We start from the raw sequence: 24,994 nt of genomic DNA, 5'->3' as shown, positions 1-24,994 counted from the left end.
ATCGCCGGTCAGTGGTGAGCTGCCTCGCCTCGCGTCCCGAGTCGTCATGCGTGCCCGTCGCGCCCCTCCCTGCAGAGTCCAGTGTCGTTACAGAATCTCGATGCGCGGATCATGTGCATCGGCCACAATCCGAGCCCGAACACCGAGCGGCACCGTGTCTACCGGTTGCGCGTGGCCAAACGGCACACCCCAAATCAGCGGCACGCCCAGCGGCGCCAAGCGATCGTAAAGCACCGCTTTCACTTCGCGTTCAATGCCACATTTGCTCCACGTGCCGAGCGCAATACCCGCAACGCCGTCAAAGTATCCCGAGCGCAGCAGCGTCGTCAGCGACCCGTCAAGACGCCAGGTTTCTTCATCGACGTCTTCGATCAGCACAATCTTGCCGGCGGCACCCGCACCATCCGCATACAGGTTCATGCCGCGAGCCATGCGAATCAGCGTGAGATTGCCGCCAGTGAGCGTGCCCTCGGCGGTACCGGGCACCATCGTTTCGGCGTGGGCACCGCGCAACGACCGTTTCGATACCGGCGAAAACAGCGCCCGCTTGAGGTGATCGAGGTTGTACCGCGAGTGCAACAGGTCGTTGGTGGCAAACATCGGCGCGAACCACGTGGCCACGCCCAGGTGCTGTTCCCAGAACTCGTGCAAGCCGGTGATGTCGCTCGAACCGACTAAGGCTTTTGGCTTCGCGCGACGCAAGCGATCGATGTCGAGCAGGTCAACGATTCGCATCGAGCCGTAGCCACCGCGAAGACAGAACACGGCGGCCAGGCTGTCGTCGCACCAGGCATCCATCAGGTCGGATGCGCGCTGTTCGTCGGTACCCGCAAGGTACGGCAGCTGTGCATTGGCTGCACGCACATGCTTGCCAAACACTGGTTCGAGACACCACTCACGGATGATGTCGATCGACCGCTCGTAGTTTTCGATGCCGGGGCGCGATGATGGCGTAATGATGCCGACACGGTCGCCCGGTTTCAGCGGCGCGAGCTCTGGGTACGGCAAATCAGCACTTACAGGGTCGGTGGTGCGCGAGATCAACGCAGTTCCTTCGTTGGTTCCGTAGTCGGTACAACGGCGAGGAGCCGCTGCGTGTAATCGTGCTGCGGGTTCAGCAGCACCTCTTCGACGGTACCGTGTTCGACGATCTCGCCGGCAAGGACAAGCGCCAGTAATCAACACGGCGCTGGCAATACAACACCGGATGCGGTGACTTCTGCAGTCGCCGCATCCGGTTTCGTTTTGGTTGCGTTGGTTCGATTTATCGAGCGTGCCCGACTAGGCGAACAACCCGCCGAAGATCCAACCGAACAGCAACTGGGCCAGGAGCAAACCGGCAATGAGGTTCATGATGGTGCCGGCAAAAAACACCAGCACGGGCTTCCAGCCGGCTTCGCGCAGGGCACCGATCCGGAACTCCAAACCAATGGCGACGAACGCCATCGTGAAGAACACCGTCTGCAACGCCTTCGCCGACGAAATACCGTTGTCGATCCAACCACCATCAGCTGCCGCATCCGGCATCATCGCGGCGAGCACCGAGACGGCTACCGAGGCCAGGATGAAGCCAAGGACAAACTTCGGGAACCGATCCCAAACTTCATGCCAGCCAGGTTGGGCCGTCGTGGCCGCATCCGTGCCATCAGTAGCCGTGCCGTCGACCTTGAGCGTGAAGTACACCGAGAGCGCAACCGCAACGAACCCGATGAGCGCGTTCTGAATCATCTTGACCACGGCCGCGTATTCGAGCACGGCTTCACCGGCAACGGTGCCCGCAGCCGTGACCGCGGCGGTGGTGTCGATGTTGCCGCCGATCCAAGCACCAGTCACGACGGGCGAAAGCCCCATGACCTGTGCGAGCCAGGGCAGCAAGAAGATTGCCGGCAGCGCGAACACGATGACCAGCCCGGCGACATACGCGAGCTGCTCCTTCTTGGCGTGTACGGCACCGGCAGCCGCAACGGCTGCCGAGACACCGCAAATGGACAGGGCGGATGCGAGCAGCGCACGCAGGTGCGGTTCCAGGCCGATAATGCCGGCAAACCACCAGGTGAAGAAGAACACGATCGCGATCAGCAAGATCGCCTGCACCACGGCCGGGAGACCCATGTCGAGGATGACGCCGATATTGACCGTCGCACCCAGCAGCACCAGGCCGGTCTTAATGAAGAACTCCGTGCGGAATCCGCCAGACATCTTGTCGCGCACGCCGAGGGTGGCGAGCAGGCCGTTCGCGAGGAACCCGAGCGCAATGGCGTAAACCGGGAATTCCACCGACTTGGCGATCGAGCCGAACCAGGTGCCTTCAGTCCATACCGGCATATTTGAGGTCAGGATGTCGACAACGATCGCGAGCCCAAGCACGATCGCGAATCCCGCGATCGACCAGACCAGGCTGCCCTGCGTAGACGCCTGTGAGTTCTCGTTCTCGGCAACCTCAACCTGTGGTGCATCTGTAACGGTTTGCGACACTAGAACCACCCTTTGATGTTCGGGATGAGACCGGCGAGGCACCCCGCAAGCAACAGCAACCCGAACCCCGCCGCGGCCCAGTCTTCATTCAGTGAAAACTTGCCATGTGTGTTCGGCGCTTCAACGGGCGTATCAGGAATGTCGACATAGTCCGTGGTCGGACGCTCGTTCGATTTCGTCATGATGCTCCTGCACGTGTATGCGTGCGGTGTCGTGCTGCTGGTTTCAACGCGGGTTCACCACCCAATCGATACAAGCAACTCATGTAACTCAACAAAAATGCATTGTAACCACGGTTCGTGACGCAAACGTTAACGCAAGGCACCGCATCCGTTGCCACTGAACAAACCCGATTCGCGCTCACTCGGTAGGCCAACCGGAGTATCCAGAAACCACCAGCCACCCACCCTAGGATTCGAAATGCTATGCAAGAATTTTTCAACGACATCGGGGCCAAGATCGGCCCGTTCATGCCGATCATCGAAGTCATCTGCATCCTGCTAGGTGCCTGGCTACTGCACTGGGTGGTACAACGCATCATCAACCGCTCGGTGCTCGAGATTGTCGCCGGCGCCAAGCGCAAACGCGGCGTTGACTCGACCCAAGCCATCCAAGTGCAGTCACCGCTGCAATCAGTCCGCACCGTGCAGCGAGCACGCACCATCGGTCAAGTGCTCTCCAACGTCGTCACCACGATCATCCTCATCGTGGCCACGCTGTGGGTCATCGGTGTCATTAGCCCGAAGTTCTTGTCGTCACTCACGCTGCTTTCGGCCGCGCTCGGCGCCGGTCTCGGTTTTGGTGCGCAGAAGATTGTCGGCGATGTGCTAAACGGCATGTTCATGGTCATTGAAGACCAGATCGGCGTCGGTGACGAGGTCGACCTCGACTTCGCCGTCGGTATCGTCGAGGCGGTTGGCATTCGCGTCACGCAGGTTCGCGACATCCACGGCCAGCTGTGGTACGTGCGTAACGGTGAAATTCAGCGCGTCGGTAATAATTCGCAGGGCTGGAACCGCGCGATTATCGACGTCGCGATTCCGTTCGGCGCAGATCGCGAACGTGCGCAGAAGGCCATGCTTAAGGCCGGTCGCGAAATGTTTGCCGACGTTGACTGGATGACGCACATGCTCGAAGAACCAACGATCTGGGGCCTGCAGACGCTTTCGGCCGAATCGGTTGTTGTGCGCATGGTCGCCAAGACCATGCCCGGCGAGCGCTGGGGTGTTGAACGCGAACTGCGCGCCCGACTGCAGGACGCGTTCAAGGAGGCCGACATCAAGCTGCCACCGATCAACCTCGTGGCGTTCGACGGCCCGAACGGCATTGAACCCGGCGCAAACGAGAACGCATCCTTCGATGCCAAACTCGGTGCCGCGGGCGCTACCCCGCCGAAGCAACCGAACGCCTAAGCTGAGTGTATGAGCGATCTGCCCGTCCACCTGCGTACCAGCGAACACGGCGAAGCCACCGGCAACACCGTGTATGCCCAGGTCGGCGGCATGCAGACCTTCGAAACGCTGTGCACCAAGTTCTATGACCGGGTACAGCAAGACGAAGTCATGTGGCCGATGTACCCGCAGGATGACCTCGAGGGTGCAATCTGGCGACTGAGCCGATTTCTCGGGCAGTACTTCGGCGGCCCGGCAACGTATTCGTCGGTGCGCGGACACCCACGGCTGCGGATGCGCCACGTCGCGTTCCACATCAATCCCGATGCGCGCGATCGCTGGCTTCGCCACATGACCGAAGCCGTCGACGAGATGGACTTCGCACCTGCAATTCGCGCCACTATGCTCGACTACTTTGACCGAGCGGCAACGGCCATGGTCAATACCTTCGAACCCACGCCCAACGCATCCGATAACTCGCGCTAACGGCTACTTGCCGCGCGGTTACTCGGCCACAGGTGCCAGTTGGCGATTGCGGATGCGCAGGGTACGGTCGGCTACGCGGCTCGCTTCTTCGGCATCGTGCGTAACGAATAGCGCGGTGGTGTTCGTGGCTTGCAGAACCTCGCGCAATTGACCCGCGAGCTGCTCGCGCAAGTCTCGGTCTAGCGCCGAAAGCGGCTCGTCGAGCAGCAGCACCTGCGGCCGTGGCGCGAGCGATCGTGCCAAGGCGATGCGCTGCGCCTGCCCGCCCGACAGTGTCTGTACCGACCGATCGGCATAGCCCGACAGACCGACCAGTTCGAGCAGTTCGGTGACGCGTGCGTCACGCTCGGCAGCCGTCAGCCGCTGTGATTCGAGTCCGTAGGCGATATTGCGACCGACAGACCGGAACGGGAACAGCTGCCCGTCCTGGAACACCATGCCGCAGCTACGCTGATGCACCGGCTGCTGATCGATACGGGTGCCGCGCATCCAGATTTCGCCAGCTGCCAAGGGCTCGAGCCCCGCGATGGCACGCAACAGCGTCGACTTTCCCGAACCCGAAGCGCCCAAGAGTGCCACGATCTCGCCTGGTTCGAGGCAGAGGTTGACCTCGTGTAGCGGTGCGTGCCCGTCGGGATACATGACGCTCACATTGCGCAGTTCGAGTGCCGCGGCGCCAGCGGTGAGTTGGCCGCTGCGGTCGGAATCATTGGCGAGCATGCGGCTCCTTAACGGTGGTGTTGAGTGCATTGGTGTTAGTTGCGGCGGATTCGGCCGTTGTGGGTACGGCTGACTTGGCTGCGCGACCGGATGCGCTTGTGCCGCTTGGGGTCAACGGTGCTGGATCTGCCGGCGCGCGATGCCGCAATTGTCGCGGACGCATCTGCTCAAAGCACACCATGGCGAGCGTCGTAATCGCTGCCAGAATGACCGCTCCGGCAAGTGCCATGCCGTAGTTGTCGCCACCCGGTCGCCCGAGCAGTCGTGCGATCAGCACCGGCAGCGTCACACGATCAGGTGCCGCAAGGAACGTGGTCGCACCAAATTCCCCGAGCGAAATCGCGAACGCGAATCCTGCAGCAAGTCCAACCGCGCGCAAGAGCACCGGGCCGTCTACCGTGCGAAGTACCCGCATCGGCGAAGCGCCGAGCGTGGCTGCCGCCTCGCGCAAGCGCGGATCGATCGCGCGCAGCACCGGCACGATCGATCGCACCATCATTGGCAGCGCAATTACGGCCTGCGCGAGCGGCACGAGTGCGCCAGAGTGCGCCAGATTTGGCGCGGCTACCTGCCAGGTAATCAAGAAGCCGAAACCAACAACCACAGCAGAGACACCAAGCGGTAGCGTGCTTGCCGCATCCAGGATGCGTTGGGTCACGGTCACCGCGCGGTGTCCGGGTGCCGTGGGCGCGGGCCGCCGCGAAAGCACAACCCCGAGCGGAATCCCCAGACACAGGGCGATGATCGTCGCGTCGGTCGCCGTGGCGAGTGAGTGTTGCAGGGCCTGCGTCACGGTGACGCCGCCACCGAATCCGGTACCGCTGGTGCTGAGCAGTTCATAATTGCGCAGCGACCACTCCCCCTTGGATTGCAGCGAACGCACTAGCAGCGTCACGAGCGGCGCCAAGACGAGTGCCGCTGCCATGGCTGTCACGATGCCGGCGAACAGATCTGACCGGCCGGGCGTACGGAGCTGATCGTCCCGCATCCGCAGCGCCGTTTCGTTGCCGGTCCGCAGTCGACTGCTGACCCACATGGCGAGTAGCACGATCACCACTTGCACGCATGAGAGGGATGCGGCCGCTTGCAGGTCGCCGTACACCACTGTTTGCGTGTAGATCTCGGTTTCGATGGTGCCGGCGCCCGGGGCTCCGAGGGTTTGCACGATGCCGAACGAGGTGGTGCAAAAGAGAAACACGAGCCCGGCTGAGGCAGCGATGGCGGGCGCGAGCTGCGGCAGCGTTACCGTGCGAAATGCGCGGATGGGGCCGGCCCCGAGGGTGCGTGCGGCTTCGGTGAGCTTTGGGTCGATCGTTGCCCACATGGTGCCGACCTGGCGCACCACGACTGAGACGTTAAAGAACACCATCGCCGCGATTACGGCAGTCGTGGTGTTGTCGAGCTGCAGGAATCCGAGCGGCCCGTTGCCGGTGAGCAGCGCCCGAAACGCGACACCGACCACGACGGTGGGGAGCACGAACGGCACGGTGATGCATCCACGCAACAGGTTGCGGCCAATGAACCGCCGCCGGTACAGCAGATGCGCGGCGGGGATCCCCAGCGCGCATGAGACAACCGTGGCAACAACCGCCATGAAGCAGGTCGTGGCGATGATTCGCCAGGTGCGTGCTTCGCCGAGCACCCCGAACAGCGTGCCCGCGGCGTCGTCGCCCGCATCCGCAACCGCGCCGAATCCGCGCAGCAGCATGGTCGTGACCGGCCAATAGAACAGCGCGATGAGCACCGCAGCGACAATGGCCGCGACGACGAAAAACACCGCGAGTTGAGTGGTTCGCCGTGCGGCCATTGTCGTGGCCGCACCAGCTCGGCTTCGTGGCGTCGCTGGTGCGGTTTGTTTGGGTGCGTTGTACGGCTGGATGCGGGTTCCGTTCAGTTCGCGAGATTGCGGCCCGGTGGATGGGCCGGGCCCGCTGACTCGTGCAGCAAGTCAGCCCTGAGTGTGGTGACCTAGGCGTTCGCCTCGTAGATCTTGGTCCACTCCTTGAGCCAGGTTTCGCGCTTGGTCTTGAGCTGGTCGAGGTCCACTTCAACCGGGGCGTCAACCAGCGTGGCCTTCTTTGCCCAGTCCTCGGGCAGCTCGATGGCGTCGTTGATCGGGTACATGTACATGGCCTCTGGCAGGCCCTGCTGGAATTCGTCTTCGAGCATGAACTCGATGAATGCCTGTGCGCCCTCTGGGTTTGCGGCGTTCTTCAGAACACCGGCGTACTCAACCTGCTCGGTGCAGGTCGATTCGATGACGCCGGTGCTGCGTTCGGTTGCCGCTGGCGACGACGAGTAGCTGAGGACGAGCGGGTATTCACCCGCGCCTTCGGCACCCGAGAAGTCGGTGAAGTAGGCGTCCGACCAGCTCTCGTTGACCTTGGCACCGCCCTTGATCAGGTCGGTCCAGTAGGTCTGCCACTGGTCTTCACCGAGCGCGTTGATCGAGGCAACGGCGAAGGCGAGACCCGGCGACGAGGTGGTCGGGTTCGTCAGCGTGAGCAGTTCTGCGTATTCGGGCTTGGCGAGGTCTTCGAAGCCGGTCGGTTCGGTCTTGCCGTTTTCCTTGAACCAGTCGTGGTCGACGTTGATGCAAACCTGACCGCGGTCGATCGGCGTGAGCTTTGGCGAGAGCACGTAGTCGGATGCGGATTCGGGCAGGTTCTGCGGGGTGAAGTCGGCGAGAGCGTCCGTTTCGCTGATTGCGAGCGCCGAGTAGTTTTCGATGCCGAATACGCCGTCGACGCCAGATGCGCCACCTTCCATCTGCAGCTGCGAGGTGACGACGCCGGCGTCACCGGGTGCGGTGGTGACCAGGTCGTAGCCAGTTTCCTTCTCAAATGCGGCGATCTGTTCGTCGCTGATGACGAACGAGTCGTGGGTCAGGATGGTGACTTTGCCGCCACCGGATTCGCCCGGGTTGTCGCCCTGTCCGGCGAGGCTGCAGCCGGTGAGCGTGGCTGCCGCGAAGGCCGTGATGGCAGCGGTGGCAATACCGCGTGCTGCGGCAGTGGTCATCTTGGGCATGTTGTGTGGTCCTCCAAATTGAGTTGGAGGGCTTGTGCGCATTTTTGGCACAAGGAGAGAACTCGACTTCCTTCGTCGGTGCTAACCGCATCAGGTTCGAGGGTCTGCCAGCGTGGCACTCTCAGCGCCGCCCGGCGCTCCCCTGTCGTTCGTTCACCACACTAATCGAATTGTGCACAAATGCTGAACTCGACTGATTTACCGCGCGGATTGGCAGCAGCCGGGCTGCGGATGCGTTTGCGGCGCTTACTTGCGCCGTACGAGCACCTGACCGGCAGGGAATGCGATCCGCCACCATCCGGGAGCGATGGCTACGTGTACGCTGGCGTTCGTGTTCGGCGTGATCGGCAGGAAGCCAAGCGCGTGTGCGGCGAATGCGGCACCTGCCGGCGGCAGTGGCTGTTCGTCGGCGTACCAGGTGCGCACGGATGCGGACGGCAGGGTTTGCGTCCACGTTTCGGTACGTACGCGTTCCGCGCGAATCTGGCCGAGCATCCCGCCGTACTGCGTACCGACCGCTTCGATGCCGGATTCCGCGACTGCGGTGAGCTGTTCGGCATCGAGTGCAGCGATGCGTTCCCATCCGGTGACGGGCGGACGCTGGCCGGTCCACGATTCGTTGAGCCGGTCGGGTGGCAGTGGGATGCTCGTGGCTTGGTCGGGTGAGCCGGGTTCGCGAGCGAGGCGGTCGAGCATGCCGCGCAGCGGAACTACCGCGTCGAAGCGCCCCTCGTGCCGGTCAGCGTCGTCAACATTGCTGATGCTGGCGTTAATGGCGCGAACGGCGATGACGAGTGGCGAGTCGTCGAGGATGCCTGCGGGTCGCAAAATGGGCACCCACAGTGCCACCACTCGTTCATTGATGGCACTGATTCGCAGGGCACCGTCTTCAACTCGTGCGGCGCGGCCGAAGTACGTGGCGAGGTCGTCGCGTAGCTTCGGGTGCGCTAGGTGCAGGACACCGTTCGTTGCCACTAGCGCTTGCCCTGTGGTGCACCGGTTGGTGCAGCCGATTCGGGCAGGTTGAGTGCCTGAGTGATCGGTTCGCTCGGTTGTGCGTCCGCAAAGCGTTCTACCGTTTTGCGGTCGCTGCGAAGTATGACGGGGGCGTCCATGTACGGCGTCCAGGCCTGGCGTTCTTCGTCGGTGACTCGACGCGGACGCAGGGTTTCCGCGTCGATGAACACGAGCGTGGTGCGGGCTTGCACGTGCAGGATGCGTTCGCCTTCGAGTGCGCTATTCCAGACCTCGTAGGAAAGCTCCGCCGAAGCGCTGCCGAGGTGGCTGATCCACAGCACAACCTCGATGGGATGGTCCGAATGCGAGATCGGTGCCTTGTATTCGATGACGTGGCTCGCGACGAGCGAGTGGGTGCGCGCTCCCCCGGTGCTTGTCGTCGACAGCGGGTGCTGATCGGCGTCGGCGGATTCGGCGGGCTTCCAAAACGCTTGGATGCGCGCTTCTTCGAGCAGCGTGAAGACGGTCGCGTTGTTAACGTGACCGTAGGCATCCTGATCGCGCCACCGAACGACAACGGGAACGTGGAATCTACGCGTTCCCGTTGCCGTTTCGGTGGTCCAGCAGCGAAGCTCGTTCACGATTAGTCGCGGGTGAGCTTGCGGTAGGTGACGCGCGAAGGCTTAGCGGCCTCTGGACCGAGACGCTCAACCTTGTTCGCTTCGTAGCCTTCGAAGTTACCTTCGTACCAGTACCAGTTCGACGGGTTCTCGTTGGTGCCTTCGTAGGCAAGGATGTGGGTGGCAACGCGGTCGAGGAACCAGCGGTCGTGCGTGATGACCACGGCGCAACCGGGGAACTCGAGGAGTGCGTTCTCGAGGCTCGACAGGGTTTCGACGTCGAGGTCGTTAGTCGGTTCGTCGAGCAGCAGGAGGTTTCCACCCTGCTTAAGGGTCAGCGCGAGGTTGAGGCGGTTGCGCTCACCACCGGAGAGCACGCCCGACTTCTTCTGCTGGTCTGGTCCCTTGAACCCGAACGACGAGACGTAGGCACGCGATGGGATTTCGACCTGGCCGACCTGGATGTAGTCGAGGCCGTCGGACACAACTTCCCATACGGTCTGCTCGGGGTCGATACCGGCACGGTTCTGGTCAACGTACGAGAGCTTGACCGTCTCACCGATCTTCAGGTTGCCCGAGTCGAGCGGTTCCATACCGACGATCGTCTTGAACAACGTCGACTTACCGACACCGTTGGGGCCGATGATGCCGACGATGCCGTTTCGTGGCAGTGAGAACGAAAGGTTGTCGAAGAGGACGCGGTCGCCGAAGCCCTTCTTGAGGTCGGTTGCTTCGAGCACGATGTTGCCCAGGCGTGGTCCCGGTGGAATCTGGATCTCTTCGAAGTCGAGCTTCCGTGTGCGCTCTGCCTCGGCAGCCATCTCTTCGTAGCGAGCCAGACGCGCCTTCGACTTGGCCTGGCGTCCCTTCGAGTTCGAACGAACCCATTCGAGTTCGTCAGCAAGACGCTTCGCGAGCTTGGCGTCCTTCTTGCCCTGAATCTGCAGGCGTTCCTTCTTCTTCTCGAGGTAGGTCGAGTAGTTGCCTTCGTATGGGTAGAGGCGACCGCGGTCAACTTCGGCGATCCAGCCGGCGACGTGGTCGAGGAAGTATCGGTCGTGCGTTACGGCAATAACAGCGCCGGGGTACTTCTGCAGGTGCTGCTCAAGCCACAGCACGCTTTCGGCGTCAAGGTGGTTCGTAGGCTCGTCGAGGAGCAGCAGGTCAGGCTTTTCAAGCAGCAGCTTGCAAAGTGCCACGCGGCGGCGCTCACCACCGGAAAGCTTGGTTACCGGCTCGTCGGCTGGCGGGCAGCGCAGGGCATCCATGGCCTGCTCCAGCTGCGAGTCGAGGTCCCAGGCGTCAGCGGCGTCGATCTCGCCCTGCAGCACGCCCATTTCTTCCATGAGCGCGTCGAAGTCTGCATCCGGGTTGGCCATCTCGGCCGAGATTTCGTTGAAGCGGTCGATCTTGCCCTTGATTTCGGCGACGCCTTCTTCAACGTTTTCGCGAACGGTCTTTTCTTCGTTCAGCGGTGGTTCCTGCAGCAGGATGCCCACGGTGAATCCCGGGGTGAGCTTGGCGTCACCGTTCGATGGCTGGTCGAGGCCTGCCATGATCTTCAGAATGGTGGACTTACCGGCACCGTTCGGGCCGACCATACCGATCTTTGCTCCGGGGAAGAACGACATCGTAACGTCGTCGAGAATGAGCTTGTCGCCCACCTTCTTGCGAGCGCGAACCATTTGATAGATGTACTCGGCCATATCGTCCAGTCTGTGAATGCCCGTTGGGCAAGGTGTTTTAGGTCTGTTCGGATGCGGCGATCCGGCAAGCGGCAGATTATCAGGTAGCGCAGGCGCGTACGTTGACGCCACCTTGACGCGACTGCCAAGACGGCGAAACCAGATTCATCCGCTGATTGGTCGTTGGGCTTGCCGAGGTGCCACTCAATGGTGGCCTGTGCAGGATGGTGGCGTGCGCAGGTTTCCGAGCGCTACCAGTCGATCGGTTGCGTTTCACCGATCATGCACTTGCCGGTCTTCATCGGCTCAGCAACCATCGACGAGTAACCGCGGGTACCTCGATGCCCCAGGAGACAGTTACCGTCTGGCATCTTTACCGACACCATGACGTAGTCGACTTCAAGGTCGATCGAGGTGCGGTCGTAGGTGACTTCCATTTGCGACTTGTCGAAGCCGGCGTCCACGAGGGCTTGCACCATCGCCTTCGAGTCGGCCTTCTCGTTCGAAGCGAGGAGGTCCTGCAGGGTCTGATCGAAGTAGGCCTTGTTGTCACCGGCGACGCCATTGGGATTGAACGTTGCCCGCGGCTTCGGCGTAGCCGAAGCTCCCTGCGTCTGCTGCGTTTGCGAATCGCCCTGCGCACATCCGGAAAGTGCCAGGGCAGCCGCTACGGCGAGCGAGCCGAAGATTCGCATTCGAGACGTGACCACATTCATCCTTTCGAGGGGGCGGCGCGATCGTGCACGCCACCCCCAAGTGTGCCAGGTTTGGTTCGCACAGACCGTCATGAACCCCGTTAGAACGCCGGTTCACACGCTGCATCGCGGATATCTGCAGGGAACGAGATGGTTTCCGGCTGGTCGGACGGGTTCGATAGCGGCATCGCGGTGGTGTCCTGCAGGTGGGCAGATTCCGGCATCCTCGACGGCTCCGGAGCCGAGGCGGGTGTGTTATTTGCCGGAGGTGCGCTGCTGGCCACCTGATTCACGAGGTCTGGGCCCAAGTTGTTCGCGAGGATTTCCACCCGAGTACCGCTGGTGCCGTCTTCGCGATCGAACTGCTGCACGCGAAGCTTGCCAGCAACCAGCACGCGCTGACCCTTTCGCAGGCTGGCGTGCGCGTTTTCGGCGAGTTTGCCGAACGCCGTCACGGTGTACCAATTGGTGTGCGCGTTTCGCCAGTTGCCATCACTATCTCGCTTTCGTTCGCTGCTCGCCACGCGCATGGTCATTCGCTGCAGATTCTGTCCCACTGTGCGCAGCTCTGGGTCGGTTCCGATAGCGCCGGTAATGGTGAGGAGGTCGGTCATGTCGTTGCCCTTCGTGAGAATAGGTCGTGAGTTCGAACCGCGTCACTTGCTGGTGCGTCGGTCGAGATGGACGCGACCCGGCACCTGTACCGTGCCCTGTGCGGTACCGGGTCGCGCAGGTAGTTTCGCGAGTTTCCGCATCCATATGGGCACGAAAACAACGGCCTGTGGACAACTCACTATCCACAGGCCGAAATCGACAGAACCGCGTTACCGCGTTAGCGCATCCACTCCGCAAAGCTCGCGCGGACTTTGTTGACCTTCGGCAGTGCGACCGCCAGGCAGTACCCCTGATTCGGGTTCTTCGCAAAGAAGTCTTGGTGTTGTGCTTCGGCCGGGTAGAACGTGTCGAGCGGCTCGATAGTGGTGACTACCCCGCCTTCCCAATACTCATTGGCCCGAGCCCGCGCGGTCTCGAATAGCGACAGCTGCTCAGCATCGGCCGGGAACATTGCCGACCGGTACTGCGTACCGATGTCGTTGCCCTGCCGGTTGAGTTGGCGTGGGTCGTGCAGCGTGAAGAACATGTCGAGAATGACGGATGCGGGCACCACCGTCTCGTCGAACACCACGTTGACGGCCTCGGCGTGACCGGTCGCACCGGTGCACACCTGTTCGTAGCTCGGGTCAGGCATCGTGCCGCCGGTGTATCCAGACACCACATCGCTGACGCCACGAACACGGCGATACACCGCATCCAGGCACCAGAAGCAACCGCCTGCGAGCACGAACTGAGTAGTCATGCCGTCAATGCTATTGCCCGTTCAAATCATGCGCAGCATTTGATGTCGCAGGCTCGTCATACGGTGAAACACAGATCACCCCACACGACCACAGCTGGACTAGGAGAAGCAGATGCCCGCACCAACGCTGTTGCCCCGCACCGACGCGCTTGTTCAGGAACGCGCAGGGTTCCGCATCCGCCAACTCACCGAAACCAGGTGGCGCATCACGCTGCCAAACGGCGCGATTGTCGCGTATCTCGACCAGGCCGGTGACACCTGCTGGACGCTTTCGCGCATGTCGGCGAATCGCCGCACGTTCGCGCAACTCGGTATGTTCTCGAGCTTCGATGAGGCGGTGGATGCGCTCCGCTACCTCTAGTCTGTTGGGCTTGGCGCTCTGTTAGTTCGCGCGGCGCCACCACGACTCGTACGGATTGACCGGAGTGTGGCGCTTGTGTGCTGAGCGAGCGTAGTAGCCTTCGATAATTTCGGCCACAGCGTCATCGACATCGCCGCCGGTGAGATAGGTGTCGATGTCGGTGTAGCGCACACCGAGTTCGTCCTCATCGGTTCGTCCGGGGTTGCCATCGAGCAGGTCGGCCGTGGGCACCTTTTCGTAGAGGCGCGCGGGCGAGCCGAGTTCGCGCATGAGTTCGCGTCCCTGTTCCTTGGTGAGCCCGCCGAGCGGCGTGAGGTCGAAGGCACCGTCACCAAACTTCGTGAAAAAGCCGGTGACGGCTTCGGCTGCGTGATCGGTGCCCAGCACGAGCAGACCTCGATCTGCAGCGAGGGCGTATTGCGCGACCATGCGCATCCTTGCCTTGACGTTGCCACGGTTGAAATCGGACAAGTCTTCGTCACGAAGCTCGGAAACCAGGCCGTCAACGGCTCCCTTGATGTTGACGGTAACGGTCTCGTCGGGAGCAATGAATGCGAGCGCCGCCTGTGCGTCGGCTTCATCGTGTTGTACGCCGTGCGGCAGACGCATCGCGACGAAATGGGCGTCGTGGCCCTCATCGCGCAGCTGCTCGCAAGCAAGCTGTGCGAGTCGGCCACCGAGCGAAGAGTCTTGTCCGCCCGAGATACCGAGCACGAACCCCTTTGCACGAGTGTGCCGCAGGTAATCCTTGCAAAATTGAATGCGCGACTCGATTTCTTCGCGCGCGTTGATCTGCGGCTTCACGCCGAGGGCACGGATGATGTCTCGTTGTGTTTCTCGCATGCGCCCCCGACAGGACTCGAACCTGTAACCTACGGATTCTTACCTGGTGAATCCCACGGGCTAGCAATTCTTACTACTTGCTAGTAATTACCTTAGATGCAGGGCGGTCGACACTCTCAGGGAATCGCATCAATTGGCGTTATTTGCCATCGTTTCGCCTGAGTTTCGCCTGACTTTTCGACAGACCCACATTCCATACCCAAGGGATTGCGTACTCTGCAGCCCCTTGGGTATGGAACGGTGGCAAGTAGCGCGGGCAACATGGGTAAGCCGAACTTCCGACACGAGTTCAATATGCTCCCCACGAAGTGACGAGTCCCCGCCCCGAAGGGTGTCGCGTAACACGATGCCCTTAGCCGGTGACCTGACTCAGAATCAACCCATCACCTTTGACGAGCTGCACACGGTCACGAATCTAGGAGCACTCATTTCAAATGGGGGGGCCGGTGAATCAACGCCCTTCACACCAATACATGCAGCAGACACTCAGGACACGCAAAATGGCCCGTCGCCTCATCCTCGACAAGGAGCACGTGACATTGAGGGCATTTCAGCACTGGAACCAAGACTTCGTCCACGACTGAAATCAAACACTGCCTACTAGGGTTGAGCCACCACACCGGACTAACTTGCCCAAGGAAAACGACATGCTCGACTGGCTTAACGACTACGGTTCCGCAATCACTGCCCTCGCGGCAGTAGTAGGTGTCTTTATCGCCGCCTGGCAACTTCATTCCGCAAGCAAGGAAGTACGCTCCGCCGCGGAGCAACGACAAAGTGAATCATTTGATCGAAACCGTCCCTACGTCACTCTCGATGTCATACCAGGGCTTGCAGGAAAGGGCACTTGGGACCTCCGAATAGAAAACATCGGCGGCTCATACGCGAGGAACGTCAAACTCGCCTTCGTAGAGGGCGGCCTCAACGCACCGGATGATGGAGACGGTGCAGAGTTCGTGAAAGCGCTGCAAGAGTTCCTCAACTCGACTTGGAGCATGGCCCCCGGTTCAAGTCGACGACTCCTTTGGCACTATTCCCGTGGCGAAGACCTAACGGAAGAACCCAAAGCAGCGTTCACCACTTGGGAGGCAACGTTGCAGGTCACCTACGAATGGCAACGAACGAATGAACAACCCGTCAAGTTTGCAGAGACATACTCATACAACACAAGAATTTTTGGGCGCATTTCACCTGTCGCAGGTTTAGGCACCACGGTTTCCGGAAGTGCACCGGCCGAGAAGCAACTTTCGTCAATCGACCGGAAGCTTCAACGACTCGTTTTCAATCTGGCTGAGCTCCGGCGCTAACTCTGTCCGCTGGGTGACTACGCGACTCCAGCAAGCCGCTCAACCAACACTTTGCGCAAATACCAACCGCTCAGTCCACACCGCAGCACCACCACACGACACACCAGCAGCACGCAATTCCTCAAACGGCACACCATCAGCACGACGCCACGCATCCAACGCTGCAGCATGACGCGACAACCGGCCCGCGCCCAAATACCAACGACTAGCAACCGGCACATCCAAACCACGAACCAATAACCACTCCGTAGTCGCATCAAATGATGCCCAACACTCAGCCTCAGTATCAAGAAACTCAGCCGGCACACGACCCAACACAGGCGCTCCCGCCTCCGAACGCAACGGCACCTTACGCCTCAACCTAGGCATCACGAACCGCCTTAGAACGCGACCAACGAGCCTCTGCAGCACGACGAGCCTGCTGCGAAATCAACGACACCGAAGCCACACCAGCATCCGGATGCAGATCAATATTCAACAGCGTCATAATCCGCGCCAAAGTCGCCTGCTGCTGCCGCTGCTCCAACACAGCAGGATTCACTACCAACTGACCAGTAGACCCCGGCACCATCACACCGTGCTCATTCACGGCATTCTCGAGCTGCTCAATACGCGACACCACGCGGCACGCCTCCACAAGCAACTCAGTCTCATGCGGATCAAACTCGAGAACATCCTGCAGCTCACGCCACAACTTCCCACCCCGGCCCTTAACACCCTTAGGTGCTCTAACAGTCATCATTCCTCCTAAAAACGGGCCCCAGCATGCAAGAAGATAAAAATCACCTCTCCGGCGGTTCCCGGTCTATAGACAAGTCGGGGTCTCTCCCCCCCCAGGAGGTGTCTCCGAGGTTGTGTTGCTCGGAGACACCGGGTTGGGTTAGGCGACGCGGGTTGGTTCTCCGTTGGCGTCGAGTAGTTCGGGGTCGAAGGTTGCGTCTTCGTATCGATACAGCATGTTTCCGATGCTGCCGTATCCGTCAGGGATTCGGAGCTGTCGGTATTCGAGTGGTTTGGGTTCTCGGTATGGTTCGTGTTTGTCTAGTTCTGGTGCTTCGATGATTGCGCCGGTGTTGAGGATTGCTGTCCAGTGTTGGTCGGCTGTCCATGCTTGCCAGATGTCTCGGCGCTTGGCCTGTTGTGGATTGATTGCGAGGCCGAGGTAGTGTTCGCCGGTGTCGGTGATCTTGCCAGTTGCTGCTGCTGCGAGGCGGAGTTGTGTCCAGGCTTTGTCGAGTTCGTTGGGCAGTGCTTGGGTGTCGATCCATGCGGCTCGTTGTTCTGCTGTGCCGGTGGCGATGTCGTTTGCTGTGGTGCCTGCAGGGGCTATGGTGGTCGCCTTCTTGAACCGTTTACCGATGTTGTTGAAGTGTTGGCGTGCGGTTTCGTAGTTCTTGGTTGCGGAGTTGGTTAGGTATTCAGTTTCGAGGGTTTCGAAGATGATCTCTCGGGCTTGGGCGAGTGCCTGTGGGTTGTTGGTGACTTCGGTGTTCGCGTTGGCGATGAATGGGATTAGGTCGGTGCCGGTGGTTCCTGCCATGACGGCATCAGCCAGTTGTTGAACGGCTCCGGTGATCTTGTCCTGTACGAGGTTATCTAGCCGTTGACTGATTTGTTCGTAGCGTTTGGTGACGGTGCCGCCGTACTCCTTGAGTTTGTTGACGAGGAGGTGGTGGTTGCGGGTGTCGTTGTATCGGGTACGGAGCATGATCATGTCCTTTCGGTTGTTGGGTTGGTTAGATGGTTTCTAGGTGGTGGAAGGATGGGATCTCGATTACTGGGACGAGTCTTCCGTCAGTTGCGGAGATGGTGAGGGCGAGGATTTCGCCGGTGTCGGTGTGTCCCCAGAATGGGATTGGCATTACGAACTGCTTGCCTCCGGACTGCATGATGGCTTGCATGTTGCTGACTGGCAGTAGTTCGGTGATTCGAGTGTTGGCTGCCAGGGTTGGTTGACTTGGGTTCGTTTGTGCGGCGTCTGCAGCGTCGTGGAGTTGGTCTGCGAGCGTGCGGGCTTGGTCGTAGCCGATTGCGGCGAGGAATCTGGTGTTGTCGCCGTGGACTCGCTTAAGGCGAATGCAGGGCGTTTCTTCGCCGTCGACTGTCCAGGTTGACGGGACGGCTTGGATTGGGTCGAATTTCATGGGGTTCCTTTCGTGGTGTGGTGTCGTTGGCCTGCCCATATGCCTCCGGTTGGTGTTGCTTTGCGGGCGTATTGGCAGCATTCGGGTTGGACTGGGCAGGTTTCGCAGATTGGTTTGAGCTCGTTGACGTGGGTGCCGTCGGCGGTGAACCTGGGGTCTCCGGTGCAGTTCGCGCCGTGGCGTTCGATCATTCGCGTGAGGTGTTGGTAGGGGCCGGGTGCTGGGTTCGGTTGGCCCGTGTAGTTATCGACTTTCATCGGCCATCTCCACGGTTTCGACGTATGCGGGTTTCACTAACCGTTCCGGTTCCCGACATGGGGGTTGGGAACTGGGAACGGGGCGTTCCGTGGTTCCCGGAACGTTCCCGGAACTGATGAGTCGGTAGGCTTCGAAGATGTCTTGACGGCGGCCTTGGATACGTCGAGCAGCATCCGAACCACTCGTTGCAGGCGGGTCTAGGGCTTCGATCTGCTTAACCAACTGACCAAGGCGGTCATCGTTCGCGCGCTGGTTCGCTTCGGCACGCTCCCCCGGTGCAGGTGCAATGAGTTTCCAACTGAGGTTGTCCGGGAACGCCCCGGGAACCGACAACTCGAACTTCGCTGCAAGCGGTTCTTTGTCGCTACCGTCACGCGCGGCGCGCAACCCGCCGTGGCGGTCTTTGGTGATGGTGAGCTCGGCGCGACCACCACGACCCGGCGCGAACGCATCCACAACGCGACAACGGAGGTAGGCACCGTCAATTGCTCGTTTCTTCGCCATAGTGCCGCCTGCACCGTATTCACGTGATGCCGCGTTCTTGGCTTCGTGGTCAACGACGATTACGCATGAACCGATCTGCGCGAACGGTTTGATCGCGGCTTTATGGACGCGCGTGTAGTCATCTGCAGAGTTGGATGATGCACCGTAGACGGGCAGCAGCTCCCCTAGTGAGTCGATCGCCACAAGTGTTGGTTGCCAGTAGGTCGCGTCCTGAATGAGGGTGCGGATGTCTACGGCATCCTCTGGTTCGCTGTACCGGAACAGGCTTGCGTCACTCAGGGTGTCAGTCGGCACACCAAGGGCATGCAAGCGTGACACGATCGCTGCAGCGCCGTTGTGATCGAGGTCGATGAACAGGACTGATTGGCCGGCAAGTAACTGTTCAGTCATGGCAACCAACACGATCCATGTCTTGCCTGATTCGGGGTCACCGAACACTGAGTTGACGGCGGCACTGTAGAACAGTCCAACACCGTCGCTGCAGCGCATGATTTCCGGTGCTGGTGGTGTTGCGAGCCCGTTGGCGAGCAGGTCGCGGATGTTCTCGTAAACCTTCGGGGTGTAGCCGGGCAGGTTACTTGTCACGGCTAGTTGCTCGTTCGCTGTCATGCGGCCCTCCTGGGGCTTGTCGCGGCGTCGATTACCGCGCTGTAGAACTTGATCGGGCTTGGTTCGTCCTGGTGCTGAATGGCGGCCTGGTCGATTCGGCGCTGCACCATTTCCGAGAACTGTTTGCCCGGGTTGTGGAGTTGCTCGTAGTAGCGGTCACGGTCGTACTCGGCCGCGTGAAGCTGCGGGGCGAGTTTCGCGAGCGCTTCGTTGTAGCCGGCGAAGTACCACGCCCGGAGGCAGGGGGCGACCTGGTGCAGGCCAATTCCCCCTGCCATGACTTGATCGAGTAGTTCCTCGATCTGTTCAATATCCGAGCGGGTAGGCATTAGGCGACTTCCAACTTGAACGCTGGTGCTACTTCCCCAACCGTGTTGAGTTCCACCAGCAGGACGGTGGCGCTATGCCCTGCGTCGCGCGCACGTCGTGCTGCGTTCTCGGCGGCTTTAAGGCTGAGGTACAGGCGGCGGCGCACGCGGCCGTGTGGGGTTTCAACGACCACGGCTAGGGCACCGTTGATGAAGTCCTCGGGATTCACTGCTGGTCACCGCCGTCACGGTCACTCTTGGCTTGGGCTGCGAATAGTTCGGCCATGTTGGTCGCGCCGTGCTTGTCCATTTGGGCAAGGAGCTTGTCGACGTTGGTCGAGAACTGTTTCAAGTCCTCGAGGGCTTCTTCGGGATTCATGCCGGCGTAGGGGTTGTCTTCGTCGAAGTAGAGGTCGTCGTAGTGCATTAGAGGCCACCACCAATGCCGTCGAGAGAGGGCTCAGCACAATGGTCGATTGGCCGGCGAACCATGCGGCCGTTAAGCGCTTCCATCTCATCTACTGCAGCCGTTAACGCTTGGATGTAGGAGCGGGCTTCGGCTACCGTCAACGGGCCTTTGTCTTCGCGTTCGAAGTAGTGATCTACTCTCCATCCGTCGGCTTCTTCCATCCACAGGGGGAACGACAGGCCGGCAACTTCGTGGCTGGCCTTGTGGTGCATGTGGTCGCCAACGAAGAACGACTCATTAAATTCGTCGCATGCGTTGAGCTCACATTTTTCAATGGCGTCGAACTCGATGACGTAGCCGATCAGGTGCCCGGATTTGGTGCGCTTCCAGCCGTATGGTGGTGTCCAGTCGCCACGGCAAAGTGCTTCACCTAGATAGATGAGGGTCGAAGGCCGGTCAACTGGCCGGTTGGCTGGGTACACGACCACACGGTGTTTGGCTTCGTCGATCACGATCGCTGCCGTGTAGCGCTCCTGGAAACCGTTTCGTTCTACAGGTGCCGGTGCATCGAACGGGCTGTTGACGATTGGGCAAACTTCGTATCGCGACAGATTCACTGGAAGTTTCGGGGTGTTGGTTTCGGTGGTTTGGTTTGGGATAATGGCGTGAGTCACGGTTCTTCCTTTCTGCTAGTTAGTGACTTTTCGAGGCCCTGCCAATTGCCCTGGTAGGGCCTCAGTTCTTAGGCGGCTACTTCTACGTTCTTGTCGGCAATCCACTGCGCTACATCGGATTCGCGCCAACGGATCGACTTGCCAATGCGAATGCTCGGCGGCAGCGGGGTGCCCTCGCTTCGCCATCGGTACAGCGTTGAGGTGCTCACCTGCATCCGCTGGGCCAGATCTTGAATGGTTAGCAACCGCTCACCATTACGAAAGATGTCCACAATTCCCTCTTTTCGCTAATCGTGATTTTCGATCTGCGATGAACGTTAGCATCAACATTAGGGAATCGCAATTTTCGTTTTTCGTTGCTATTCTCAACGCATGACAACACAGGAAGCACAGTCAGCAGATGACACATTTGGCCCCGCATTCGCAGCAGCCCGAAAGGCGGTAGGTGTCAACCAACAAGAAGTCACGGCTGCCGTCGCAAACATGGGTATCAACCTGCCCGTTTCAGCCCTAAGCAAGATCGAGAAAGGCCAGCGGCGCGTGACCGTTGGTGAAGCCGCGGCACTGGCCGAGGCGGTCGGCGTTGATCTTGGATCACTGGTTGGCAGGTACGACACACTCGCGACCACATACGGGTGGCAAGTACAGAAGTGGCACTCACTAAAGGCAGCCGTTACGGATTACACCGAAACCATGGTCGAACTGTTTGAGCGCGCGTCCTATGACATGTTCCTGAAGCGGAAGGACAGAGACACCCTCACACATATTCGAGAAGAACAGACTCCAATTAATGTCGCTGCAGTGGCCCACGAGGCCGCCTTGCGGTACATCAAGGAACAGGGGTATTCCGCGCCGCCTACCTCACGACTCGGCAAGCTCATTGACCAACTTGAGACCGACTCGAGACTGGCACAGGGACCACGGTCAACCAACGATGTCTAGGCCTGGCCTCCCCCTCGGCTCTCACGGTGATGTTTGGGTTGTCCCACTCGAGGATGGGCGCTTCATGGCGCGCGTCATGCTGCGCACATTCAGCGGCAAAAGGCGGCAGCTGCAGCGAATAGGGGCAACGGAAACGAAAGCAAAGACCGCCGTACTCACAGCGGCACGCGACTACACCGAGAACGCACCGAACGCGACGATCACCAGCAAGACCACACTCAAAGCCCTCGGCGCTCACTACCTGCAAGACCTAGGGCAACACGAGTTGGCAACGGCAACGGTCGCGGAATACACGCGGCTGATCGATGTTCATGTGAAACGCATCGGCAGCCTACGCATCAGGGAATGCAGTGCTGGCACCGTGTGGGATTTCCTCGAGGGCATGCGACGCGACCACGGTTACAGCGTCGCTAAGACCATGAAGACCGTGCTATCTGGCATGTTCGACATTGCCGTTCGTGCCGGTGCTCTCGATAGCAACCCAGCGCGGCAAGTCAAGTTTGCGAACAGGCCAGGCCGTGGCCCTCGAGGGGCACAAGCTATCCCACAGGCCGATCTACCGAACGTTGAAGCTTCGATCCGCAGCAATGCAGTGTTTGCATCGTATGACCTGACAGATTTGTTCATCGTCCTGCTCGGCTGCGGCCTCCGCATCGGTGAAGCGTGCGCGCTTCGGTGGCAAGACTGGGACGCCAACGACAATGCCCTAACAGTTGCGGGGACCAACATTCGGGTTAAGGGTGAGGGCATCCAACGGCAAGGGTTCACGAAGTCGGATGCCGGCGACCGGAAACTTGTTGTGCCTGACTTTGTTGCCAGCACACTGAATAAGCGCGAACGACGTGGCGAGATGGTGTTCTGCAGTGTTGCCGGTGGACTGCTCGACCCGGTGTTCGTTGAGGGCAAACTGCGAGACCAACGCGAGGCTATGGGCTGGCCTAAGCTCACTACACATGCGTTCAGAAAGACCGTTGCGACGCTATTGGATGATGCAGGGCTGTCGGCGCGCCAAATTGCCGATTATTTGGGCCATTCGAAACCTTCGATGACTACTGATGTCTATATGGCGAGGAAGCGAGAAACTGGCAAAGCTGCGGAGGCTCTCACGAATCGTTTCGCCTGAGTTTCGCCTGAGTTAGCATCACGGGTGGCGCTACTTCCGCTTGTTTGCGCCCCCGACAGGACTCGAACCTGTAACCTACGGATTAGAAGGCCGTTGCTCTATCCATTGAGCTACGGGGGCAGTGTTGCCGTCAAGCCTAGCGTCCGACATCACTACGATGGTGCGCATGAGTGCTGCAGCAACCCCGAATGACAAAGATCGCCTGGTTTGGATCGACTGCGAGATGACCGGCCTCGATCCTGAGATCGACGAGCTGTGCGAAATTGCGGTGTACGTCACCGATTCCAACTTGAACCTTATTGACGAAGCCGGGCTCGACCTTGTCATCAAGCCATCGCAGCGCGCGCTCGACAACATGAACGAGTTTGTGACCAACATGCACCAGACCTCGGGACTGGCCGAAGCCATCCCGAACGGCATTTCGGTTGAGGATGCGCAACAGCAGGTACTCGAGTACGTCAAGCAGTACGTGCCAAACGAGCGCACAGCTCCTCTCGCTGGCAACACCATCGGCACCGACCGCATGTTCCTTGCTCGCTACATGCCCGAACTCGACCAGTACCTGCACTACCGCAACATCGACGTGTCGACGTTCAAGGAATTGTCGCGCCGCTGGTTCCCACGCGTGTACTTCCACTCCCCCGAAAAGCACGGTGGCCACCGCGCCAGCGCCGACATCCTCGAGTCGATTCGCGAACTGCGGTACTTCCGCAAGGCCTTCGTGGTTGCCGAACCCGGCCCCACGAGCGACGAGGTCAAGAAGGTCGCGACCGAGGTCGTCGATGACTTCGCCAAGTATCTCGAGCAGTAGGTGCTCGAGCAGTAGCGAGACCCCCGCGGCCTCGCCTGCGTGATGCGAGGCACCGCATCCACATCCTCATCCACTGACGAGACGAGCGCCCGGGCACGACTTACCGCAAAGTCAAAACATGATGTAAGATCGTGTGGTTGCCGCACGGATTCGTGGCGTCAGCATGGTGGGTATAGCTCAGCTGGTAGAGCGCTTGGTTGTGGTCCAGGAGGTCGCGGGTTCAAGCCCCGTTACTCACCCCAGATGGACGAGGTTCAAACCTTCGGCAAGAGTCTCCACTCTTGAGAAAGTTTGTACCTCGTCCTTTTCTTTTGCCCGCTCAGCCCAGTTCAGTGCATTGCCCTGTGTCTCGATGTCAGAGAGTGCTTCATAGGACGGCTGGCACTCGACCCGCACTTCCCGCTCCTCATCAATGCAGATCTTCCGAAAGAACGCCTCCTGGTTACAGGGTCTCCGGTTCTGGTTGCCGCACTTGCCCTGCGTGGAAGGTCGACGGCTCATCGACCTGGGCGATCCACATCCACGGACTCGGAGGCACCCGCGCAGGAACCCTGCGTGGCGTCCAAGTCACCACCGAGCACGGATGCACGTCACTCGCCGTCAGCTACCGCAACGACGGAGAAGGCCCCACCGTCGGCACAGGCCGTTCAACGCTTGGCTGGGCTGAGGCCGACGACATCGAAGCAGCGATCCACTACGCGCTCCAACGCGGTACTGAGCGGGTCATGCTCTTCGGCTGTTCGATGGGCGGGGCGATCGCCATCAGGCTCGCGATGCGCCCGCACCTCGCACCGTTCATGGCTGGGCTGGTTCTCGACTCTCCAGTGCTCGACTGGCGAAGCGTTATCCGCTCGAACTGCACACGAGCAGGACTACCCGCATGCGCCGGTGATCTCGCAACACCGTGGCTCAACCGAGGACATCTCGCTCGGGTACTCGGTCTACCGGGACCCATTTCGCTGCACGCAATGAGCTACACGAGTTGGGCACCGCAGCTCGCCATGCCAACGTTGATTCTGCAAGGCACGACTGACGACTCGGTGCCGGATAAAACATCACTGGCCTTGGCAGCGCGGCGTCCGGGCCTCGTTCAGGTGCATCAGTTTTCTGCGGACAACACCCTGAGCTGGAACAGCGATTCTGTCTCCTGACGCACCACAGCGACGCTCGGGCCCCAGCACATGATCACTGATCGATGACGCTCGGCCGGTCGGCGTCGGGACCAATTGAGGACCGGAAAGACCCGGCTCAACAGGGTCTGCACCGATATGATCAATGCGTAGCC

The 24,994-nt window shown here is 60.3% G+C and carries 31 protein-coding genes, 3 tRNA genes and 1 riboswitch; of the genes, 9 read left to right on the top strand and 25 right to left on the bottom strand.

Translation table 11 applies throughout. From position 1 onward, the window contains the following. Positions 1–87: 87 nt before the first annotated feature. The 3 genes from ZBI01S_RS03090 to ZBI01S_RS03080 form a co-directional block, all read right to left on the bottom strand. Entirely contained in the window at positions 88–1,044 is a 957-nt protein-coding gene (locus tag ZBI01S_RS03090) for a S66 peptidase family protein (RefSeq protein WP_066056184.1), read from the bottom strand. 237 nt (positions 1,045–1,281) lie between these two features. Next, a complete protein-coding gene (locus ZBI01S_RS03085) occupies positions 1,282–2,475 on the bottom strand; it encodes a YeiH family protein (RefSeq protein WP_066056181.1) in 1,194 nt (397 codons plus the stop codon). Beyond that, entirely contained in the window at positions 2,475–2,657 is a 183-nt protein-coding gene (locus ZBI01S_RS03080; RefSeq protein WP_066056178.1) for a hypothetical protein, read from the bottom strand. Before ZBI01S_RS03080 ends, ZBI01S_RS03085 begins: the two co-directional genes overlap by 1 nt. Positions 2,658–2,900: 243 nt before the next feature. Between ZBI01S_RS03080 and ZBI01S_RS03075 the strand changes: the two genes are divergently transcribed. Next, on the top strand, positions 2,901–3,887 hold the full coding sequence (locus ZBI01S_RS03075) for a mechanosensitive ion channel family protein (RefSeq protein WP_066056175.1): 987 nt from the start codon (positions 2,901–2,903) through the stop codon (positions 3,885–3,887). 9 nt (positions 3,888–3,896) lie between these two features. Then, entirely contained in the window at positions 3,897–4,352 is a 456-nt protein-coding gene (locus ZBI01S_RS03070) for a globin (protein ID WP_066056172.1), read from the top strand. 18 nt (positions 4,353–4,370) lie between these two features. Here ZBI01S_RS03070 and ZBI01S_RS03065 read toward each other — a convergent pair whose 3' ends face one another. From ZBI01S_RS03065 to msrA, 9 genes are all read right to left on the bottom strand, one after another. After that, on the bottom strand, positions 4,371–5,072 hold the full coding sequence (locus ZBI01S_RS03065) for an ABC transporter ATP-binding protein (RefSeq protein ID WP_066056169.1): 702 nt from the start codon (positions 5,070–5,072) through the stop codon (positions 4,371–4,373). Next, positions 5,059–6,879, bottom strand: a complete 1,821-nt coding sequence (locus ZBI01S_RS03060; protein ID WP_083524454.1) for an ABC transporter permease — start codon at positions 6,877–6,879, stop codon at positions 5,059–5,061. The genes ZBI01S_RS03065 and ZBI01S_RS03060 overlap by 14 nt, the downstream gene beginning before the upstream one ends. A gap of 161 nt (positions 6,880–7,040) precedes the next feature. Then, positions 7,041–8,093: a thiamine ABC transporter substrate-binding protein gene (locus ZBI01S_RS03055; RefSeq protein ID WP_066056414.1), complete on the bottom strand. Its 1,053-nt coding sequence runs from the start codon at positions 8,091–8,093 to the stop codon at positions 7,041–7,043. Between the two features lie 59 nt (positions 8,094–8,152). Further along, positions 8,153–8,256: riboswitch (TPP riboswitch) on the bottom strand. Between the two features lie 92 nt (positions 8,257–8,348). Then, positions 8,349–9,077 carry a DUF8185 domain-containing protein gene (locus ZBI01S_RS03050; protein ID WP_066056167.1) on the bottom strand — a complete coding sequence of 243 codons (729 nt, stop codon included), beginning with the start codon at positions 9,075–9,077 and terminating at the stop codon, positions 8,349–8,351. Then, positions 9,077–9,700, bottom strand: a complete 624-nt coding sequence (locus ZBI01S_RS03045; protein ID WP_083524453.1) for an acyl-CoA thioesterase — start codon at positions 9,698–9,700, stop codon at positions 9,077–9,079. Before ZBI01S_RS03045 ends, ZBI01S_RS03050 begins: the two co-directional genes overlap by 1 nt. A 2-nt stretch (positions 9,701–9,702) precedes the next feature. After that, entirely contained in the window at positions 9,703–11,385 is a 1,683-nt protein-coding gene (ettA, locus tag ZBI01S_RS03040; RefSeq protein WP_066056164.1) for an energy-dependent translational throttle protein EttA, read from the bottom strand. A gap of 230 nt (positions 11,386–11,615) precedes the next feature. Beyond that, a complete protein-coding gene (locus ZBI01S_RS03035; RefSeq protein ID WP_159421366.1) occupies positions 11,616–12,074 on the bottom strand; it encodes a DUF6993 domain-containing protein in 459 nt (152 codons plus the stop codon). Positions 12,075–12,160: 86 nt separating this feature from the next. Continuing rightward, positions 12,161–12,673, bottom strand: a complete 513-nt coding sequence (locus tag ZBI01S_RS03030; protein WP_066056156.1) for a single-stranded DNA-binding protein — start codon at positions 12,671–12,673, stop codon at positions 12,161–12,163. A 218-nt stretch (positions 12,674–12,891) separates the two neighbouring features. After that, positions 12,892–13,416 carry a peptide-methionine (S)-S-oxide reductase MsrA gene (gene msrA / locus ZBI01S_RS03025; protein ID WP_066056153.1) on the bottom strand — a complete coding sequence of 175 codons (525 nt, stop codon included), beginning with the start codon at positions 13,414–13,416 and terminating at the stop codon, positions 12,892–12,894. 112 nt (positions 13,417–13,528) lie between these two features. Between msrA and ZBI01S_RS03020 the strand changes: the two genes are divergently transcribed. Further along, on the top strand, positions 13,529–13,777 hold the full coding sequence (locus ZBI01S_RS03020) for a hypothetical protein (protein ID WP_066056152.1): 249 nt from the start codon (positions 13,529–13,531) through the stop codon (positions 13,775–13,777). A gap of 21 nt (positions 13,778–13,798) precedes the next feature. Here the strand turns inward: ZBI01S_RS03020 and nadE are convergent, their stop codons facing one another. After that, positions 13,799–14,620, bottom strand: a complete 822-nt coding sequence (gene nadE / locus ZBI01S_RS03015; protein WP_066056149.1) for an NAD(+) synthase — start codon at positions 14,618–14,620, stop codon at positions 13,799–13,801. A gap of 1 nt (position 14,621) precedes the next feature. After that, positions 14,622–14,681: transfer RNA gene (locus tag ZBI01S_RS09815), tRNA-Ser, on the bottom strand. A 586-nt stretch (positions 14,682–15,267) separates the two neighbouring features. Between ZBI01S_RS09815 and ZBI01S_RS03010 the strand changes: the two genes are divergently transcribed. Then, positions 15,268–15,927, top strand: coding sequence for a DUF8453 domain-containing protein (locus tag ZBI01S_RS03010; RefSeq protein WP_066056146.1), 660 nt, complete (start codon positions 15,268–15,270; stop codon positions 15,925–15,927). Between the two features lie 361 nt (positions 15,928–16,288). On the opposite strand, the gene ZBI01S_RS03005 is transcribed toward ZBI01S_RS03010, so the two are convergent. From ZBI01S_RS03005 to ZBI01S_RS02970, 10 genes are all read right to left on the bottom strand, one after another. Then, the gene (locus ZBI01S_RS03005; protein WP_159421365.1) at positions 16,289–16,621 is read right to left on the bottom strand and encodes a P27 family phage terminase small subunit; all 333 of its coding nucleotides are present in this window, start codon (positions 16,619–16,621) and stop codon (positions 16,289–16,291) included. A 186-nt stretch (positions 16,622–16,807) separates the two neighbouring features. Further along, positions 16,808–17,635, bottom strand: a complete 828-nt coding sequence (locus ZBI01S_RS03000) for a hypothetical protein (RefSeq protein WP_159421364.1) — start codon at positions 17,633–17,635, stop codon at positions 16,808–16,810. A 28-nt stretch (positions 17,636–17,663) separates the two neighbouring features. Further along, positions 17,664–18,071, bottom strand: coding sequence for a hypothetical protein (locus ZBI01S_RS02995; protein WP_066056138.1), 408 nt, complete (start codon positions 18,069–18,071; stop codon positions 17,664–17,666). Then, entirely contained in the window at positions 18,068–18,262 is a 195-nt protein-coding gene (locus ZBI01S_RS10200) for a WhiB family transcriptional regulator (protein ID WP_370664364.1), read from the bottom strand. Before ZBI01S_RS10200 ends, ZBI01S_RS02995 begins: the two co-directional genes overlap by 4 nt. A gap of 52 nt (positions 18,263–18,314) precedes the next feature. Continuing rightward, positions 18,315–19,418: an AAA family ATPase gene (locus ZBI01S_RS02990; protein ID WP_066056135.1), complete on the bottom strand. Its 1,104-nt coding sequence runs from the start codon at positions 19,416–19,418 to the stop codon at positions 18,315–18,317. Between the two features lie 20 nt (positions 19,419–19,438). After that, entirely contained in the window at positions 19,439–19,771 is a 333-nt protein-coding gene (locus ZBI01S_RS02985; protein ID WP_066056132.1) for a hypothetical protein, read from the bottom strand. Next, positions 19,771–19,980, bottom strand: coding sequence for a hypothetical protein (locus ZBI01S_RS09810; protein ID WP_159421363.1), 210 nt, complete (start codon positions 19,978–19,980; stop codon positions 19,771–19,773). Before ZBI01S_RS09810 ends, ZBI01S_RS02985 begins: the two co-directional genes overlap by 1 nt. Continuing rightward, positions 19,977–20,177 (bottom strand): hypothetical protein, encoded by a 201-nt coding sequence (locus tag ZBI01S_RS02980; RefSeq protein WP_066056128.1) that lies wholly within the window; start codon positions 20,175–20,177, stop codon positions 19,977–19,979. The genes ZBI01S_RS09810 and ZBI01S_RS02980 overlap by 4 nt, the downstream gene beginning before the upstream one ends. Next, positions 20,177–20,833 (bottom strand): hypothetical protein, encoded by a 657-nt coding sequence (locus ZBI01S_RS02975; RefSeq protein ID WP_066056125.1) that lies wholly within the window; start codon positions 20,831–20,833, stop codon positions 20,177–20,179. The genes ZBI01S_RS02980 and ZBI01S_RS02975 overlap by 1 nt, the downstream gene beginning before the upstream one ends. 68 nt (positions 20,834–20,901) lie before the next feature. Then, on the bottom strand, positions 20,902–21,105 hold the full coding sequence (locus tag ZBI01S_RS02970; RefSeq protein ID WP_066056122.1) for a helix-turn-helix transcriptional regulator: 204 nt from the start codon (positions 21,103–21,105) through the stop codon (positions 20,902–20,904). A gap of 100 nt (positions 21,106–21,205) precedes the next feature. Here ZBI01S_RS02970 and ZBI01S_RS02965 point away from each other — a divergent pair, with 100 nt between their 5' ends. Continuing rightward, entirely contained in the window at positions 21,206–21,775 is a 570-nt protein-coding gene (locus ZBI01S_RS02965) for a helix-turn-helix domain-containing protein (RefSeq protein ID WP_066056120.1), read from the top strand. A gap of 64 nt (positions 21,776–21,839) precedes the next feature. Further along, on the top strand, positions 21,840–22,898 hold the full coding sequence (locus tag ZBI01S_RS02960) for a tyrosine-type recombinase/integrase (protein WP_159421362.1): 1,059 nt from the start codon (positions 21,840–21,842) through the stop codon (positions 22,896–22,898). Between the two features lie 47 nt (positions 22,899–22,945). On the opposite strand, the gene ZBI01S_RS02955 is transcribed toward ZBI01S_RS02960, so the two are convergent. After that, positions 22,946–23,018: transfer RNA gene (locus tag ZBI01S_RS02955), tRNA-Arg, on the bottom strand. A gap of 46 nt (positions 23,019–23,064) precedes the next feature. On the opposite strand from ZBI01S_RS02955, the gene orn reads away from it, so the two are divergent. From orn to ZBI01S_RS09675, 3 genes are all read left to right on the top strand, one after another. Next, positions 23,065–23,709, top strand: coding sequence for an oligoribonuclease (gene orn, locus ZBI01S_RS02950; RefSeq protein WP_066056411.1), 645 nt, complete (start codon positions 23,065–23,067; stop codon positions 23,707–23,709). Positions 23,710–23,875: 166 nt separating this feature from the next. Beyond that, positions 23,876–23,951: transfer RNA gene (locus tag ZBI01S_RS02945), tRNA-His, on the top strand. A 90-nt stretch (positions 23,952–24,041) separates the two neighbouring features. Further along, positions 24,042–24,860, top strand: a complete 819-nt coding sequence (locus ZBI01S_RS09675; RefSeq protein ID WP_306301610.1) for an alpha/beta hydrolase family protein — start codon at positions 24,042–24,044, stop codon at positions 24,858–24,860. Positions 24,861–24,994 lie beyond the last annotated feature (134 nt).

It is taken from the genome of [Zimmermannella] bifida NBRC 103089 (assembly GCF_001570925.1).
Lineage (GTDB): Bacteria > Actinomycetota > Actinomycetes > Actinomycetales > Microbacteriaceae > Gulosibacter > Gulosibacter bifidus.
This window is presented reverse-complemented; position numbering and strand designations above follow the sequence as displayed.